We start from the raw sequence: 17,875 nt of genomic DNA, 5'->3' as shown, positions 1-17,875 counted from the left end.
TAGTGTGAAAAATTTAGTAATGTACTGTGTGCTACTGGCGTGTTTTTTGACATCAGGCTGTGATTTTTTATTTGATAAAGCACATGGTTATCGTGGGCCCATTGTTGTGACGATTGAAACAGAGGATGGCTCAGTGCCAGAGTTCCCTTTTTTGATAAAGTCGGCCTATTCAGAGTCATGTGGTCACAGTAGTTGTGGTATTGAATTTGGTTATAAATATTTTAAAACTGCCTATGCGAATGAGCCAATTACCTTCCCTCGTGAGCGTTTGGATTTATTACAGCCCAACGCCTATGCATCGATTGAGTTTACGGTTACCCATCCTAATTATCACCACCGCGGATTTCCGCGAGGCTTTGGGCCTACCGATGCTGATGACCCCACTCATATCACGTTTACCGTTAAGCCGTTTACTGAACAAATGAAAAAAGTGGCCGGCTGGGCGACTGCCCCTAAACAAGACATGCAAAACTTTACACCTGATAGCAGGGAATATAAAAAAGCAGACATTAGGTATCGCCAAGCGCGCTTTAATTTGGGGGCGACGATTACAAGGCACATTACGGTGATCAAAACTATGTACTTACCTCATTTTTCAAAACGTATGCAACAACGTGTAATTGAAAAGTATCAACCGATTTTTAGAGCGTGGTATTACGGCGTACCTGAAACGGATTGTTGGGATATGGTTGACTGTAGAAAGCAAATTTTAAAACCAAGGAAGGCTAAGTATGAAGGATTATAAGCGTAAAACTGCACTGCAATTTTACTGTGTGCTACTGGCGTGTTTTTTGACATCAGGCTGTGATTTTTTATTTGATAAAGCACATGGTTATCGTGGGCCCATTGTTGTGACGATTGAAACAGAGGATGGCTCAGTGCCAGAATTTCCTTTTTTAATAGAGTCGGGCTATTCGGAATCGTGTGGTCACAGTAGTTGTGGTATTGAATTTGGTTATAAATATTTTAAAACTGCCTATGCTAATGAGCCAATTACCTTCCCTCGTGAGCGTTTGGATTTATTACAGCCCAACGCCTATGCATCGATTGAGTTTACGGTTACCCATCCTAATTATCACCAAGGCGGATTTCCGCGAAGTTTTGGGCCTACCGATGCTGATGATCCTATTCATATCACGTTTACCGTTAAGCCGTTTGCTGAACAAATGAATAAAGTAGCTGGGTGGGCCGAGCAGGGCAAAGTGATGATGCAGAACGCGGTACCAGATAGTAATGAGCATTTCAATGGGAAAATGCAGCTTTGGCAAGAGCGCTTTAATTTGGGGGCGACGATTACAAGGCACATTACGGTGATCAAAACTATGTACTTACCCCATTTTTCAAAACGTATGCAACAACGCGTAATTGAAAAGTATCAACCGATTTTTAGAGCGTGGTATTACGGTGTACCCGAAACGGATTGTTGGAACAAAATGACTTGCCAAGAACATATTTTAAAGCCAAGGGAAGCTGAATATGAAGGATTATAAGCGTAAAACTGCACTGCTTTTTGGGGCGGTAATGGTATTTAATTGTGCAGCGCACGATACCAATACCAGCCACCCACGTATTACAGAAGCAGTTTATTTTTCAATGCTAGGCCTAGATAAAGAAAGCTTTTCTTACTACCAGCTTTATCAAACCCACCCAGGTTATGTCACTAAGCTTGTGGGGGATGCACGCTATGCGGTGAAACTAGATCAGCCTTACCCTTATTTATGGGGCTACGACCCGCAGTTCGCAGAAAAAGAAGAAAAAGAAATTGACGAGGATAAGACAAGCCCAAACTATCCTGCATTTAGAAAAAAAAGCCTCAATGTACTTGATGGGGTGGTGATGGAAGACTCCCCAACTAATCGCGTAATGTCGCATTTTCAGCATGCTTATACCGGAGCTCCGATGTCAGTTGATGATTGGCTAAATGGTGCAAATTGGTTCGTTGATTTTAGTTATGGAAAAATAGAACCTAGCGAAATAACCGCAGGGCGCTTTTTTAACGATGCAGTAAATACCATGGGGTATTTAAATACAATAGATGATTTAAACGAAATGGACCCCGACGGTTATGGAAGGCGAAGTTTGGAAAAGCAAGGGCGGCAGCTTAGTGGTGCTAAAGCAATGTGGTTATTTGGTCACGCATTGCACCATGCTGAAGATATGAGCTCAATCGCGCACATACATGGTGATGCTCACTTAACTTTGGCTAAAGACTCTCTTAGCGAACCTGATGACTATGAAGCGCACTTTATCCCCAGCAAGATTTATGAATTTATAAAGGGATTAGATACAGATTATTGGTTTCGCCCTACTAATGTTAGCAAAACCATCAACAATGCTGGGCAAATTTGGGGGCGTAAAACAGACCCAGCAGCGTACGCTTTGCTTGAGAGTTACCTAGACCCGGCGAATATGTCGCGGGGTATTTATAATACGGCTTTGTTTCAAGCTGATTTAGCTGTTGATTTTTCAGTAGCTCCCCTCGATTTTTCATATTCAAATCCATTATTAATCGAACAGGGTGGTAAGTATTGGCGCTATGATGAAAAAGCCACCAAAGCCTCTTATGAAGCTGCTGGTAAGCTTTGTGGCGGGGGCGAGCTAAGTAAAATGTTTTACTTTGGCGATTTAAGCGATTTTGACCGCCCTGAAGGTCCTAACCTTAACGCGTGCGGTTTAAGAGTAAATATAGAATCTAGAGCGTTACCTGAATATGAAATAATGCATGCTGCTGCAAAGGTGTTTGGGGATAGCGGTAACTTTGAGGCTCATAGGTTCCATTATGATGGTCGTTTTAGTAGTTTTTATTCGGATTGGTGGGAGGCCAGTGTTTTTGGTGGCCCTGAAGGTTATTACTACATAGAAGAAACAATGAAAGGGGTGGTATACAAAGGAAAAGCTTTCTTTAGAGACATAGCGCCAGGAGAAATGCTACTTCGACCTCATTATATTAGGCAAGATATCACTAAGCCTCATTCAGCGAATAACCCGCTAATTAAAACCTGCACTGACTGGTCTGTATCTGCGCTGCGTTGTTACAAGGGCGATAGCTTATTAGAGCGCTTTGCTGAAAAGCTTATTCCTTATTCACTTGAGTTTTTAGTGGGCTACAGTCAGTTTTTTTATGATGTTGCTAATTTGCCACCCTATTTACAACAAGTAGAAGTAATACAAGACGATCGTAAACGATACGGTATGAAATGGCAGGGTAAAATTAATAATACCGGGCGTATTGAAATGACTCACGAAGAAGGGGATGGTAAACACACCATTGAAGATTTTGCTTATATTGCTCAGCGCTACAAAGCGCAAACCATCCCTAATTTATCTTTTATAACTCAAGATAAAGCGATTAGCATTAATTTAAAGTTTAACGAAGCTATCAGAGCGCCAGATGCACAGAACAGTGAGTTTTCGTTGGGGCTTGCGTTAAATGATCAAGAGGCCTTTTTTGATAGCCGCGATTTAGAGAGTACGATTTTAGCTGACTCAAGTTTTAAAGGGTGTTTTACCGTGGGGTCATCTGAAAATTTGACTAGCAACTGCTGGCAAATAAAAGTCCCTTCAACCGCTTTGAAGTCGCTTTTTAGTGGCGATTTGAATGGGCGCGTTACTTTATTAGTTCACGCTGCTGATATGAATAACCACAGAGACATAAATGGCACACCAAGCGACAACCTTGACCATGGTGCGCTGTTAGATGCCACACCGACAACTCCAGCGAGGCGTTACGTAAAACGTAGCGGGACTGAATATACTATTTTTGATGATGGTAAGGCTCGTTATAGTTCACAAGAAAACCACTATTATTGGCACTCAGATACATCAACACCTGGCGATATGTTTGGCACTTATGCAAATAAACAAGGCGCATTTGCCTACGATCCAGGTTATGACAAAAATCATATTTTATTGTTCGACAGCCGTAAGCCTGAAATTAGGCTGGAAGTGACAACAGGCATTGCGTTGCCTGAAGATAAAAAGGAGTAAGTTATGAGAGCATTTATCTTGGTTATTATACTAATACTAAGCTTTGCAAGTTCTGCCAATGACTTTAGTAAAGAGATTAAGCTTGCCGATAATGTTGTGCAAGGGCGTGTTCTGTCTAAAAGCAGTGAGTGGGTTGACGGTAAAGTAGTGACTTACCATAAAGTTTTAGTGCGCGATGACTTAATGGCGGGTGCGTTAGGTAAACCTGCTCAAAGTGAGCTGGTAATCACACAAGCGGGTGGTACTGCAGTTCACCCTGTTTTAAAGGTGGCTATTTCACAGACTATTTCGCATCAAGTAACGCTAAAAGAAGGGGACGAAGCAATATTTTTTACTCACACTGACTCGTTAGGGCTACAGCAGCTGGTAAAGGGGCAAAATTCAGTCGTAGCAGTACAAGGAATGGGTACCGATAATGTTATTTTACCGGCCTTTAAACAGCTAAAAGTGTCAAAAATTTCACCGCAACACGCTAATTTATTACGCGCAGAGCAGGCGACTGATGTGGTTGGTAAAGCTGTACTGCAGCAAGAATCGTTAACTTTGCAAAACGCTAAAGCAAGGATCAAGCAGTTGCTCGCAGATAAGCTGGCTAAACAAGGGAAAGACGATGCGTAACTTAATGTTAATAGCCGTATTTTCATGTTGTACAAACGTGAAAATGGTGAGTGCTGAGGAGTCAAAAGCGGTGCAGTCTCTTGATATTTTAATGAGAAACCAACGCGTTGAAGTTATCAGTATGGAGCAAGCTAAAGCGCAACAAGCAAAGTTTAATAAAGATTATTTTAGTCAAGCAAAGCGCACTTATGTTCAAGGCTTAAAAAAAGTAAAGCAACCAACAGGGAAAGTGATTCATTTAGCACATGAAAAAATCAATAAGGTTAATTTTACCGATAAGTTTGTAGTAAGGCGAATTGATGCACAAAAACTTGCTCTTGGTGCAACGGGTATTGCCAGTTTAAAACAGCAACCTGATGTTAAAATTTACGACCTTGATAAAGACGAAAATACCAAAGTTAACGCGGAGGATAAAACCCCGGTAGATAAAAAAACACCTGCAAAAATGAACAAGGAAGTGAATGAGTTATGATAAAAAAAATAATAGCTTTGGTTCTGTTGTTTGCACTGTTTAGTGGTTTGCCATTGGCTGCACAGACAAAATACTTACAGTTTAATGCGACACCTCATAGCAGTGAAATGATACTTATTGATGCTGCTAATGTACAAGATGACAGCATCCCTGTTACCTACTTTAAACTTGGGACAGACGAGCAAGTAGTTAATGCTTCATTACGCAGACTTAAGAGTCAAGGCATCACAATTAATTTACCGACTGTTCAGCAAATGCTTTTGAGTGAGCAATTACCTTATATTATTGCGCCAAGTGCAAATCATGAGTTTGGTAAGCATTTATTAGCGATCCCTGAGTTAGGGAAGTATCCAATTGCAATTACAGCGAGCTTCGGTAAAAGTATTTTTAATCTTGCCAATTTAGTTTTATCTGAAGCGCCCGCAACGGCCATGGAAGAGTACATTGTTTTAACTACTTGGTGGGATCCCGCGCAGTCTTTATCTGAATTAGTAATTAACTTTTCAACCATAAAAACTGGCACCGAAGTACAATGGTTGAGACTGCAATATTTGTGTGAATTAACTCTTTCACCACGCAATGGACTTGAGCTGCTTGGCAGTGCACAGCAATCTAACTTAAAACAACTCTCTGAAAGTCAAGATTGTATCAACTAAAAAGGATGTAGTTCATGAAAACTGCAAATTGGATTTGCCGACTTCTTATGTTGGTCACTGTTTCTGTGTCTGCTGGAAGTCCGTCTTATAAATTAAATGAATCAAACCAGTTGGTACCAAAGCTATGGCATAAAAATAATTTGCCCTATAAATGGCATTTGAATGAACGAGGGTATTCACCATTAGAGTTCAACGTGGTTGAACAAGAGTTACAACGTGCATTTTTAGCTTGGCAAACTCTCCCCGACAGTAACATAACGTTCGAATATCAGGGGCTCACTCAGCAATCAGGGGAAGGAGTAGGTAGCCAACTCGCTGCTAGTATAGATGGAGTGAATATTGTTTCGTTTGTAAATAATGAATTTAACTTCCCAGAGACTGTGTTAGCAGTATGCAGTACCACAGTATTTGAAAAAGAAATTACGATTACCGAAAATAATAATGATTTAAATGGTGATGGAGTAGGTGATATTCCAACTGGTTTATATCCTGCAGGCAGTATTTTTAATGCTGATATATTTTTTAATGGGGCTAAAACTTTTACAAAAGAGTTACTTCATAATGTAGCACTTCATGAAATAGGTCATTGTATAGGGTTAGCACATAGCTCTATTGAGCACAGTGTGATGTATCCAACTGCAGATAATGATCTGGTGCGAGGTGCAACTATTAAAGAAGATGATAATTCTACTTTGGGAAGCTATATGGAGGCGCCTCAAATTGAACAGCGGTATGGTACTATTAGAGGTAAAGTGTTAAATGGTGTTTCAGGAACGACAGTACGTGGTACACATGTTTATGCAGTAAATACTGAAACTTTAGAGAAAGAAGTAGGTACATACAGTTTAATTGGTGGTGAATACAGATTATTTTTACCTGTAGGGCAGTATTTTTTAAAAATTGAACCACTAGACGCTTCACACCCTGGTTTAGAAGCTGAACGACTTGTGTCGACAGTTTACCCGCCTGATAATACATTTTTTGAACGGGAATATTTTGATTTAGATGAATCATCTTATGAAACGGGTATAGAGGAACCTAAGCTATTTGATGTCACGGCTGGGGCGGATATAGCTGATATAGATTTTTATATTAATGAAAAAGTAACCAGTGAATTTAAGTTTGACCTAAAAAAAGGCCTTAATTATTTTGGGTATCCGCAAAATGTCCCTTTTGGTTTAACATCGCACGATTTATTGCAGCAGTTATCTGCGTTTATTGAAGTGAACCGAATTGAGAGGTTTAACCGCGATACGGGCGGTTTTGAATTTGCTTTTATGTTAGACGGTCAGCCGCAAGGCATTAAGTTCGATATTCAAGAGGGTGAAGGTTATTTAATCAGCAGTGACACCGATGGTGAATTGATTTTCCCAGGGGCTACCTATTGCCATGAGTTCGAACTAAAAAAAGGTTTGAATCTTGTCGGGGTTACCTGCCCACCTGCAAATTTGGACTCTTACCAGTTTATTCAGGCTATTGGTTCTAGAGAGATAATTGAGAGCATACGTTACTATGACCCTTCAAAAAAACAGTATTTAGAAACCCGTTACCAAGGCGACCAAGTTATTGGTGATAAGTTTGCTGTAAAGCATGGCTTTGCCATGGAAATTCGCATGTTGGCGGACAATGGTATATTTAAGCTTTCAAAAGTTGATGTTTCAGCTCCAGTTGTAAACTATATTTCTCCAGGTACAGCGTTACCGAGAGATTATGTTTTAATATCGGGGCAGGGGTTTGTTGCTGATCCAAATCAAAATATAGTATTGATAGGTGGGCAGCGTTTAGTAGTGCAAAGTGCTTCCCATGACTCCCTTTTAGTGCAAATACCAAGTGATATAAAGGCTGGTGAATTTTTACTCACAGTAAGCGCAAATGAACTAACAAGTAATAGTGTACCACTTATTGTACAACCGCGAGAGCAAGAAGAAAAAGAAGATAGTATACATCAATTACTATCTGGCATGGAAGTTAAAGGCAATATTAGCGCCCTTGGCGAACAGGATATTTATACATTTGTTGCACTCGCAGGCTCTAAGGTGAATATTAATGTGAGCCCTTTAAATAGTCAGCCAGGGCTAAGTCTGCAATTACTTAACCCTAATGGCGGCTTGCTTATTAAACGCAGTGCGTCTTTTAGTGAAGGCGAAATTAACCTGCAAAACTACCAAATTGAGGAAACAGGAATTTATACCATTGCTGTTTCGGCAGAGTCGGTTGGTGCTTATAAGTTGTCTATCTCTATAGATGCTCCTCAGGGGGCTGCTAGAACATCTGTATTAATGGGAGAATCGCAAGTTGCGGTAAAGGGCACTGAACTCAAGCAAGCAATATTATTACTTGTTACTGATAAACGTGGACAGCCAGTGACCAATGCTGATGTGGTTCTTTCTCAAAGAATGGTTGAAAATATCCCCAGTAGTGAAGACATTAATATTCTGGCGAATGCTCTTTCAACTTTGAGCACCATACCAATGAGTAGCCGTATTCAAAATTCTCCGCAAGTGGCCGCGGGTGATACTTACCTGAAAACTCTTAAATCAGACAATTATGGGTTAATTGGGGTAAGTGTTGCAGTACCTGACTTAACTAGAGACTTTCAAATTGTGGTGAAGGTACCTAGCTTTCCCGATATTGAGCCCATTAGATTAGATGTAAAAGTAATTGATGAGCCAATAGCACAAATAAAAATTGATAAAACAGAGCAAAACTGTGGCAGTAAATGCCCTGTGGGTGCTGAGTTACCAGAGCCATGGAGTGCTACTTTTTTAGATGATGAAGGGAATGGAATTGAAGGTGTGCCTGTTGAATGGTTAGTCATTTCTGGTGGTGGAAAGCTTGGTGAAAAAAGTGGAGAAACTTCACAAGTTCGTATAAAAATTGAATCCGATGCCAGCGGAAAAGTAGAGGTTTTTCATAAGTTGGGCGAAAAGCTTTACTTGAATAAAGACGTAAGTGATCTAGATGAAACTCTGGTGAAGTCACCGCAGGTCGTCATGATGTCTGTTCCAGGTCAGTCTGCTCCTGTTGTGTTTACTGTTGATGTGAAGGCTGGCCGAATAGCCACTGTTACATCAAGTAGAGCAACCGATTTACAGGAAACATTATTGACTCAAAGCATAAATAGTTTAGGGCTACAAGCTAAAGATAGCTTTGGTAATCCTGTTGCAAATGCACAAGTATCAGTTTTATCACCAACCCCTGATTCTGGTATCGAAATTACCCCTGGGTATATTGACGGTGCCCAATTAACTGGTCATCAAACAAATGAACGTGGAATTTGGCTTGGTTCAATTAGTGTTGGCTTGGTAGTCCCAACAATTGATGAATTTGGTAATAAAGATACCGTTGGATTAGCAGAGGCTTACTCATTAAATCTGCAAATAGGTGATCAAAATATTGGCTTTAAACTTGATATAGACATGGGGCCTATATTAGCTGTTGAACGTGCAACGGCCAGTGCTTTGATAGGTCAGCCATTGGCAGAGCCTTTAGTTTTTAAGCCACATGGTTTTATGAGAAACCTTAAGGTAGATCCCTCTCAGGTCCTTGGGAGCGACAGGGTAACATTAAATAATATTTTTATAAGAAGAAGTTATTCAGGAAACGTTGAAGATTATGGGTGGGAGCATTATGAAAGTGCATTTGTTTTTTACGATATCAATCGCAGTGATTTTTCAGAAATCAGACGGATTCTGTCAAAAGGAGATGAAATTCACTTTAGTGTATTAGGTAAACAAAATATGGGAGTGGATATTGAAGCAGTTGATACTCGCTTAAGCTGTGAAGAGGTTAAATATACTAGCGAAATACCCTATTGTAGTGGGGTATTTCAATCACGTGCTTATAGGGAAAGAGAAGGTGCAGTAAATGTTAACAATGTTGGACATTACAGCACAAGAAAGCCAATTGTTATAAAAGCGGTTATTCCTCATTTTTCGAACGGCGTACTAGTGGGTTCAACGACAACAGCTCCTAAACCACCTAGTAGTCAACCTGATTTACAGCCTGATGTTTTATGGTGGGATGTTGCTAAAGAGTCTTATATTAAAGATTTAACAGGTGTTGCTTGGATCTATCCTCAGCCTATTAGTTTATCATTTGTTATAGATGATAGCTTTGCAGGGGCAAATGGTAGCACTAGTGTATACCCAGGTATAAAAGCTGTAAGTGGAATTGACTTAGACAAGTTAAATATCACTATGCCAGACGGTTCAGTGATTAATGGACTGAATATTCAAGACAGCTTAAAACTAAATCAAGCGCCAAATTATGCAAGGCTTTGGCTTGATCATCATCAAATTTCACACCTAAACGATGGCGTTAAAGCCAGCTCGCCTGAGCACTTTCAACTAATTTACGAGCCTAAGTCTTCCGCCCTAAGTGAGGGAGTTAACACTATCAAATTAGGCATTGCAGATTCGGCGGGGAATATCGCCACTGAAGTGAGTTGTTCGTTTACATATCCAACATCAATTCAGTGTCAGGAGTAGGGAAGTAATGAAAATTAAACTTTTAGTAACCACACTTATATTTTGGTTGATGTGTTCGTTTGCTTTGGCAACCGAACTTTATAATACGAGTGTTAAAATATCAGATGTAAATACGCGCTCATTCGTGGTGGCGTGGGCTGCCCCTTCTGACTCCACTGGTAGCGTTAAAGTTTACTTAGATCCAAAAGGTAGTGACTTAGTTGATACACGTTTCAGTTCACCTCAATTTACATATGCTGAAAACAGTAATATTAAGCAGAAAATGTTGGCACAGGGCTTATTTAGAACGCGTGTTTATGGTTTAACACCTGATACTCATTACTATATTCGTATAGAGCAGTTAGATAACAGTGGGCAAAGCCATGCTTTGCCCGAATCAGGTGCGCTTTTCCATGTTAAAACGATGAGCAGAGAAGATGTTGTGCTAAACGATACCTTAGCTGCTTATATTGAAAACCAAAGCGAGCAAAGCCCTGCTGGAAAATTAATGTATTTTAGTTTTCCTGGTGCCGTTTATCCTCTATCTCACGTGGTTGGAGATTCTCTTCCTGAAAATATGGCAGCAGTAAGTTTATCTAATGTCACAGACGGAGAAAAACATATTTTAATGTTGCGATCTAACGTTAAGATTGAGGGGCATTCCGTAACAGGTTTAGCAAACGAGGGTTTTGCGATGGCGGAAAATTCGCAATTAGGTCGCTTACAAATACTCCCTCAAATTATTACTTTAAACAGTGCTAAAGACACCGATGCTGATGGTATTCCAGATTGGTATGAGCTTGAAAATGGCTTAAATGTTGATGGTGATGATGCGTCTTTGGACTTCGATAGTGATGGACTTACTAATTTAGAGGAATTTCAGTTGGGGACTCAGTCTAATTTGGCTGATACCGATGGCGATGGCGTTAATGATTATCAGGAAGTTAAGATTGCTGGTACCTCTGCCTTAAGAGTTGATACTGATAATGATGGATTAAGCGATTATCAAGAGTTATTAGTATATAAAACTGATGCTTTGGCAGTAGATGGTGATGGTGATGGTTATACTGACGCTGACGAAATTAATTTGGGGTATGATCCAAACGACTCTTCTAAGTACCCTGATTATGACATTGATTTAGATAATGATGGCATTTTTGATAAAAATGATAACTGCCCTGAATTAGCTAACGCTAATCAAGTAAACACAGATGGCGATATCTTTGGAGATGCATGTGATGAAGATGATGATAATGATGGCGTAGATGATTATGAAGACAATGCGCCTTTGGTTGCAAATGCAGATCAACAAGATAGTGACGCCGACTTAATTGGTGATGTTATTGATAATTGCCCATTATTAGGTAATCCACTTCAAAAAGATAACGATCAGGATGGACAAGGAGATGTATGTGATGAGGATGACGATAACGATACCGTTTTAGATTACAAGCAAGCTGGGGAATCGTCAAATGTAGCATTAACTCTATACAGACTTGATTCAGTTGAAAGTATCAATTTGTCATTTGCCAAAAACTCGAATGCAAAAGTTCATTTTGCTAAACAAACATTTGACGATAATAAGCAAATTTATTTAGGCGAATTTGATATGAGCTTGCACAGGTTTAAAGCAAGTGAATTGTCAACTGAAGACGAAGGAAGGTTGGGGCAATTGATCTCTATTCTAGACGGTGAAAGCTGTGATTGCATTATTGTTAACCAACCTAATAGTCAATTAAAACTCATCACGGATAGTCAGTCTATTAATATTCGTTTACCAAGTCACATTCCGCAAAAAGGAAAAACAATATTTATATCATCAGATGATGGTTCTGCGTTTGCTGCCTACAGTTCGTCAGAACATACTAACCTTTTGAATTTGCTCGTTGCAGGAAGTGCTTTCATTAAAAATGATAACTGTCAATTTATCAGTAACTTAGAGCAGTTTGATGCTGATGGAGATGGAGTAGGAGATGTGTGTGATATATCCCCACAAGATATTGATGGGGATGGTATTCTGAATGTTAACGATAATTGTCCAGAGGTTCATAATGAAGATCAAAGTAATATCGATGATGATATTATTGGAGACCTTTGTGATGAGGATATGGATGGAGATGGTATTCCTAATGAGGTTGAGTTAAATGAACTGTATACAGATCCTAAAAATGCATTTTCATGGTCTGATATAATCAGTGATGGTGAAGCTGACTTTGATAACGATGGACTTAATAATATGCAAGAATTATCTCAAGGAAGCAATATTTTAAGTCCAAATCTTAGACTGATTAAGGGGAAAAATTATATTTATTACCCAATTGAAGCGCTAAGTTTGAAGAAGGCTTCAGGCTTAGCTGAGGTATTGGGTGGTGCGGAATCTGTTACTAGACTGGCCTCAATAGACTTAGATGGTAATATTTCCGAGGAGTATACTTTTGACGGACAATCTTGGCAGGGGACTAATTTTGATCTTGGTGAATACAAAGCTGTAATTGTAGATGTGTTAACAGAATCTATTCACCCAGAGTCAGTAGCTGTAGTTTGTAGGTCATTAAATTTAACTATCGGCGTTAATTTTACGGCATTACCTTGTAGTACAAGTGACGATTCAGCATTTAAATTATTAGAAAAATATGGTCAAAATAAAATTAAGTCGATAACGGGCATTAATGCTAATTCAGGACTGCGTCAAACAGCAGCTTTTGTTGATGGAGAGTTATTTGGGGAAGACTTTACTCTTAGCGTGACGCAAGGTTATCAAATAGAAGTTATTGCTCCATTTACAATAGAAAAACCTAGTTTGAATCAGTTTGGTGTATCTATAGATAATTTTGATGGAATTAAAGTAGTCACAACCTCAAGTATTGATTTACGTGGCTTTATTAATACGGCAAGAGGTACATTACTGTTTAATGGAGTTGCGGTAGAAGTTACTGATGGACGCTTTAACATAGAAAACTATGCTCTTAAAGAAGGTGAGAACTTAGTTGTGGTTAAAGGGCGGGATCAGAACAGTTCACCAATATACTTGGAGTTTGTAATACAGTATGTATTACCGCCAATATTTGAAGTGATATCTCACGAAAGTGGACAGTCACTAAGTGCTAAGAATATTACTATAGCAGGTCGATACCAAGGCGCCAACCGTGTAGTTGCTAATGGTATTGAGGGTACATTAAAGGACGGTATGTTTATCGTATACCCAATATCATTAAATGAGGGAGATAACGTAGTTACGGTCAAAGTTTATGGTGACTATGGTGTTAAAGTAGAAAAAGTTATACATCTTTCATCTTACCCTATTACATTAACTCTTCCAGAAGGGGCCTCCCAGCAAGTAAAGTTACCTCAGTCGGTAATATTTAGTGATCATAAATTACCGCTACCTCCTCACTATGTAACTTATTTGGGTAGAGATAATATTTTTAAGGCAGAACGTTACCAAGCTTATTATCCTAATCTTGATAAAATAGGGTTTCATGTTTCTTTTATTAGTGCTGAAAAAAATCTAATGCCAAGCATTGTGATGAGTTTCAGGTCAGTTGGTACTAATATACAGTACGGCACACATCAATTTTATATTCCTATAAAAGTTACTGATGCATATGGCTCTTTGCCCTATATTGATGACGTGTGGGTAAATATTACCCTACTTAAAGAAAATGGTGGAGGAGCTATGTTTGTTACCTCGCACTTTGATGGCGAAGTTGAAACTGATGCAGATGTTAGGTTTCAAGGCTATGTAATTGAAGCAGAAAGTCTTAAGTATCAAGGACAAAATATTAGCCTTGATAATGGTTATTTTGATATCCCAGTTAACCTTTCTGCTGGACGAAATTACTTAATCTTTGAGGTCATTAGAGAAGGGATCATCAACAATGAAGTATACCGATTAGACTACTACCCAGAAGGATATAGCCAAATACTCGTAACATCACATAGCCATAATCAGCATGTTTCAGGAAGTGATATTACAATTTTAGGCTCAATTTCTCATGCCGGGGCAAGGCTGAAAGTAAACGATATTGATGCGTTAGTCGATGGAAAGAACTTTTCAATTAATGTTCCAATTGCTAAAGGAGATAATTGGCTAAATATTACTGCTGAAGTAGAAGGTAAGATAAGTAAATATCAATTGAATGTAATTGGAATGAAATACTCTGCGCGCTTTACTAATTTAGTAGATCGTGAACATTTATATACATACACACCTCAGATTAATGTGGTGACTGATGGAGCAATTAAAAGAGCACGGGTAAATGATGGTAACTGGCAATCAGTAACTGATTCGAGTGATGTAAGTCTTGGAATAAAGTACACCAATCCTCTTATTAAAGGGCGTAACTTTATTGTTGTTGATATTGATTTCATGGATAACACCAGCCAGACATTAATCGGGATAGTTTCCTATGACAAACAGATTTTAAAGCTGAAAGCTATTCTGCCAAGTAGTGTTAAAGTTTGGGTTACTATGGATGATGCTAAATATAGTGAGGTAGACAAGTTTACTTTTGATTTGGGACGGTTGAGAAATCGCGACCTTGGTTTATTTCAAGCGCCTGCTCCTGATAACGCGTCTTCTAGGTATGGTGCTTACGGTCGAATGGGTGAGAGTAAAGTTATTAAAAATTTGGGTGTTGATGAGTTGTCACGCAGAATTTTGTTAGTGGAATTCCCTTATGAAATCTTTCAATCTAATATGGTTGTGGGTGACACAACTGATACTTCTGGGTTTGTTCGAGTGTATAATAAATCAGGCGAACAAATTCATTATCAAAATGTGCACTATCAAGCTGAATATGTAGAGATCGGCAAGGAGCCAAAAATATATATATGGAACCATAGTGAAAATGAAAAAATCCACTCTAAAAAAACGACTTTGATTGCAACAGTAGCAAACTTTATACCTTTAAGTGCAAAATTTGACGCTGCAAGTGTTAGTGTGCAACGAACTATCTTAAATAATGGAGTGAATGAGTACCTTTTGCTTGCGGGAGCTTTCAATGTTTCTGATAAACCTTATGTGTTAGAAGTATCTAATGCTAATGGGGACTCATTGATCACGCAGTTCAGCTTAGAGTATGAGCATTTGGCTTATACCTTGCTAGCAGGGCAAGAGTTTAGAGAAAATATTCGATATGAATTAGTTACTTATAATACCCCAAAGAATGTATGGTCAGAGGAGAAAAGAGTTAGTCACTATTCAGCTATAAATATGGATGCTTGGTTTCATGTGGGGCCGGAACAAAATAATCCTGATGGTATATATGTTGGTGAAGTCACATTAGGTCTTAAAACAAATGAAGGAGGGGCTGCATCTGGCTCTCAAATTATATCTCATAATGTTAATTTAAATAGTTATGGATTGCCAATTTCTAACCAAACGTACATTTATCGATATGTAGATGTTGTGTCTGATCATGACACTATACCTACCATAGATGTGATTGAACCAATGCTCAATAGTGAAACTTTTTATTCTGAGATTGAAGTTAAAGTTGAAGTGAAAAATGATAACCTTTCGGATGTATACATAAATGATAAGTTAGCAACAAAACAATTTCTTTCAGAGTATGGAGCGCCAGATAGAGATGGTTTATACCACATACTTAAGGTACCACTTCAAATTGGCGAAAATGAAATTATTATTAAAGCGCATGCAACTTTGAATGAGCAAGTTTCAGAAAAAGTTTTAAAGGTTATACGAAGTCCTTCACCACTTCCGTTATTTGAGGTATTGAAACCAAGTCAAAATTCAGTCCATAAATTGTTTGTTGAAGGATCAAAATATATCCAATTTGAAGGAAAATTTGATCAAACCATTCCTGTTCGAGAGTTATTGATTGATGGACAACAAGTTGAAATATCCAGCAATGGTTATTTTAACTATACATCAGCTTATTCACATGGGCAGCACCAATTGCGTATTAGCGCTATTAATGATTCGGGAACAACTGAAAAATTAGTTAACTTTTCTGTTGAATATGGAAGCCCAAATATCACTATTAATTCTCCAGATTTTAGTAATAAATATACTAGAAAGGAAGAAATACAAATTGAAGGCATTATTGATGATAAAAATGCATATTTAACATTAGATGGTCATGAACTAAATGTTGATCCTGAAACGGGATCTTTTTCTTTTTTCGTTACTTTAATGGAAGGTATAAATGAAATAGAAATTGTTGCTAAAAACAGTTTTGGGGAGTCGAGAAAAATAATAATTGTTAATCGCATTGTTCCTGCGGTTAGTCATATTGAAGCAGAGCGCGGCAACAATCTAGTGAAAGAGTGGAAAGTAAAGACCACAAGTCAGGTTATTTCTGAATTCGCTAAGTACAGGAAAACGATAATATCTACAGGATCTAATGGGATCCATGTGAATATAAACTATAAAAGTTTAGAGGGACAACCTGCTGATACAGTCATATTTGAGTATGAAGTTTACATTGATGACAATGTCTCTTCTAATGTATATAAAGTTCCTCTATTGATTGAATTTTTGAATAGCTCAGGAGAGATTATTCATTCTGATATTTTAGATATTTTTATTTATCTTGACGTAGAGCGCCTGTTTTTCAATCTAGATAATCTAAGTCACGATCTTATTATCAATAAACGTAATTACACAGTTACAGGTAGTGTAAGTGACGCCTCAGCATCATTAATGCTAAATGAAAATTTAGTTCCTATCAGTGAATCAGGAAACTTTACTTACGATTTAAACTTAGTAGAGGGTATAAACTTAATAAACCTTGAGCTATCTAATTCTGAGCAGAAAATAAACGAGTTGTATCGAGTTAATGTTTGGTTAGCTGAACTAGACTTAACAATTAAAGAGCCTGGAGAAAATGTTAGGTTGACTAATTCGGATGTAGTTTTTTCTGGGGTTGTTAGTGATCCTTTAGCTAAAGTTACTATTGATGAGCAACCAATTTTAGTTAGTGCTAATGGTGAATTTTCCACGGTGCTATCTTATAACGAGGGATTTCATCAAGTACTTATTAGTGCCGAAAGTAGTTATCAATCAGTCTCTAAAACAGTTTCATTTGAAGTACTTCCTCAGCCTTTAACAGTGAAATTATTATACCCATCTAATGGGAGTGTTTTTTATCAAAATGAATTTGAGCTTAGAGGTGTTGTTTCAAGTGTAAATGCTGAAGTGACAATAAATGAACAACCTGTGCTTTATAATGAGTTAGGTGAATTTTCTCATGCAATGCAATTACCTGAAGGTACACATGAATTAAATATAGAAGCAACTAATAGTCTCGAATCGGATAGTAAATCTTTAATTGTAACTATAGAAAAAGCTGTACAAGGTAAACTTATAGAAATTAAGCAGGAAAATGAAAGCTCTATCCAAACTGAAGATATCGCTTTAACTGATCAGCAGCTAGTTAACATATATAGTTACACTTATCATTTATCGGCATTACCTGAAGGCATTAGTTTCAAACTAATTAATATAGAATGTTTAGGAGATACTGCACATGTTGAGTACAAACTCCTTGCAGATGTAGCTGTACCTAAATCTCAATACCCAGTTGAACTAAAGCTTATTTTTAGAGATTCGTTTAATAATATAATTATAGAAGAGGTTATTCCTTTAATTGTATCTATAGTTGATGAATAAAAAGCATACTAGGTTGTGATTTTTTTAGTCATAAGTA

General features: G+C 38.1%; 8 protein-coding genes. All 8 read left to right on the top strand.

Annotated elements, in window-relative coordinates; genetic code table 11:
* The first annotated feature begins 4 nt into the window (after positions 1–4).
* The 8 genes from GZH31_RS19365 to GZH31_RS19330 are packed head-to-tail and all read left to right on the top strand — an operon-like array spanning position 5 to position 17,838.
* Positions 5–745, top strand: coding sequence for a hypothetical protein (locus GZH31_RS19365; RefSeq protein ID WP_180311765.1), 741 nt, complete (start codon positions 5–7; stop codon positions 743–745).
* The gene (locus GZH31_RS19360; RefSeq protein WP_180311764.1) at positions 732–1,490 is read left to right on the top strand and encodes a hypothetical protein; all 759 of its coding nucleotides are present in this window, start codon (positions 732–734) and stop codon (positions 1,488–1,490) included. Before GZH31_RS19365 ends, GZH31_RS19360 begins: the two co-directional genes overlap by 14 nt.
* Positions 1,477–3,987 (top strand): hypothetical protein, encoded by a 2,511-nt coding sequence (locus GZH31_RS19355; RefSeq protein ID WP_180311763.1) that lies wholly within the window; start codon positions 1,477–1,479, stop codon positions 3,985–3,987. The genes GZH31_RS19360 and GZH31_RS19355 overlap by 14 nt, the downstream gene beginning before the upstream one ends.
* 3 nt (positions 3,988–3,990) lie before the next feature.
* On the top strand, positions 3,991–4,605 hold the full coding sequence (locus GZH31_RS19350; protein ID WP_180311762.1) for a hypothetical protein: 615 nt from the start codon (positions 3,991–3,993) through the stop codon (positions 4,603–4,605).
* Positions 4,598–5,077, top strand: a complete 480-nt coding sequence (locus GZH31_RS19345; RefSeq protein WP_180311761.1) for a hypothetical protein — start codon at positions 4,598–4,600, stop codon at positions 5,075–5,077. The genes GZH31_RS19350 and GZH31_RS19345 overlap by 8 nt, the downstream gene beginning before the upstream one ends.
* Positions 5,074–5,733: a hypothetical protein gene (locus GZH31_RS19340; protein WP_180311760.1), complete on the top strand. Its 660-nt coding sequence runs from the start codon at positions 5,074–5,076 to the stop codon at positions 5,731–5,733. The genes GZH31_RS19345 and GZH31_RS19340 overlap by 4 nt, the downstream gene beginning before the upstream one ends.
* A 14-nt stretch (positions 5,734–5,747) precedes the next feature.
* Positions 5,748–10,223 carry a matrixin family metalloprotease gene (locus tag GZH31_RS19335; protein ID WP_180311759.1) on the top strand — a complete coding sequence of 1,492 codons (4,476 nt, stop codon included), beginning with the start codon at positions 5,748–5,750 and terminating at the stop codon, positions 10,221–10,223.
* Between the two features lie 7 nt (positions 10,224–10,230).
* Positions 10,231–17,838: a thrombospondin type 3 repeat-containing protein gene (locus tag GZH31_RS19330; RefSeq protein ID WP_180311758.1), complete on the top strand. Its 7,608-nt coding sequence runs from the start codon at positions 10,231–10,233 to the stop codon at positions 17,836–17,838.
* Positions 17,839–17,875: the final 37 nt, after the last annotated feature.

It is taken from the genome of Pseudoalteromonas sp. JSTW (assembly GCF_013423925.1).
Classification (GTDB): Bacteria; Pseudomonadota; Gammaproteobacteria; order Enterobacterales; family Alteromonadaceae; genus Pseudoalteromonas; species Pseudoalteromonas lipolytica.
This window is presented reverse-complemented; position numbering and strand designations above follow the sequence as displayed.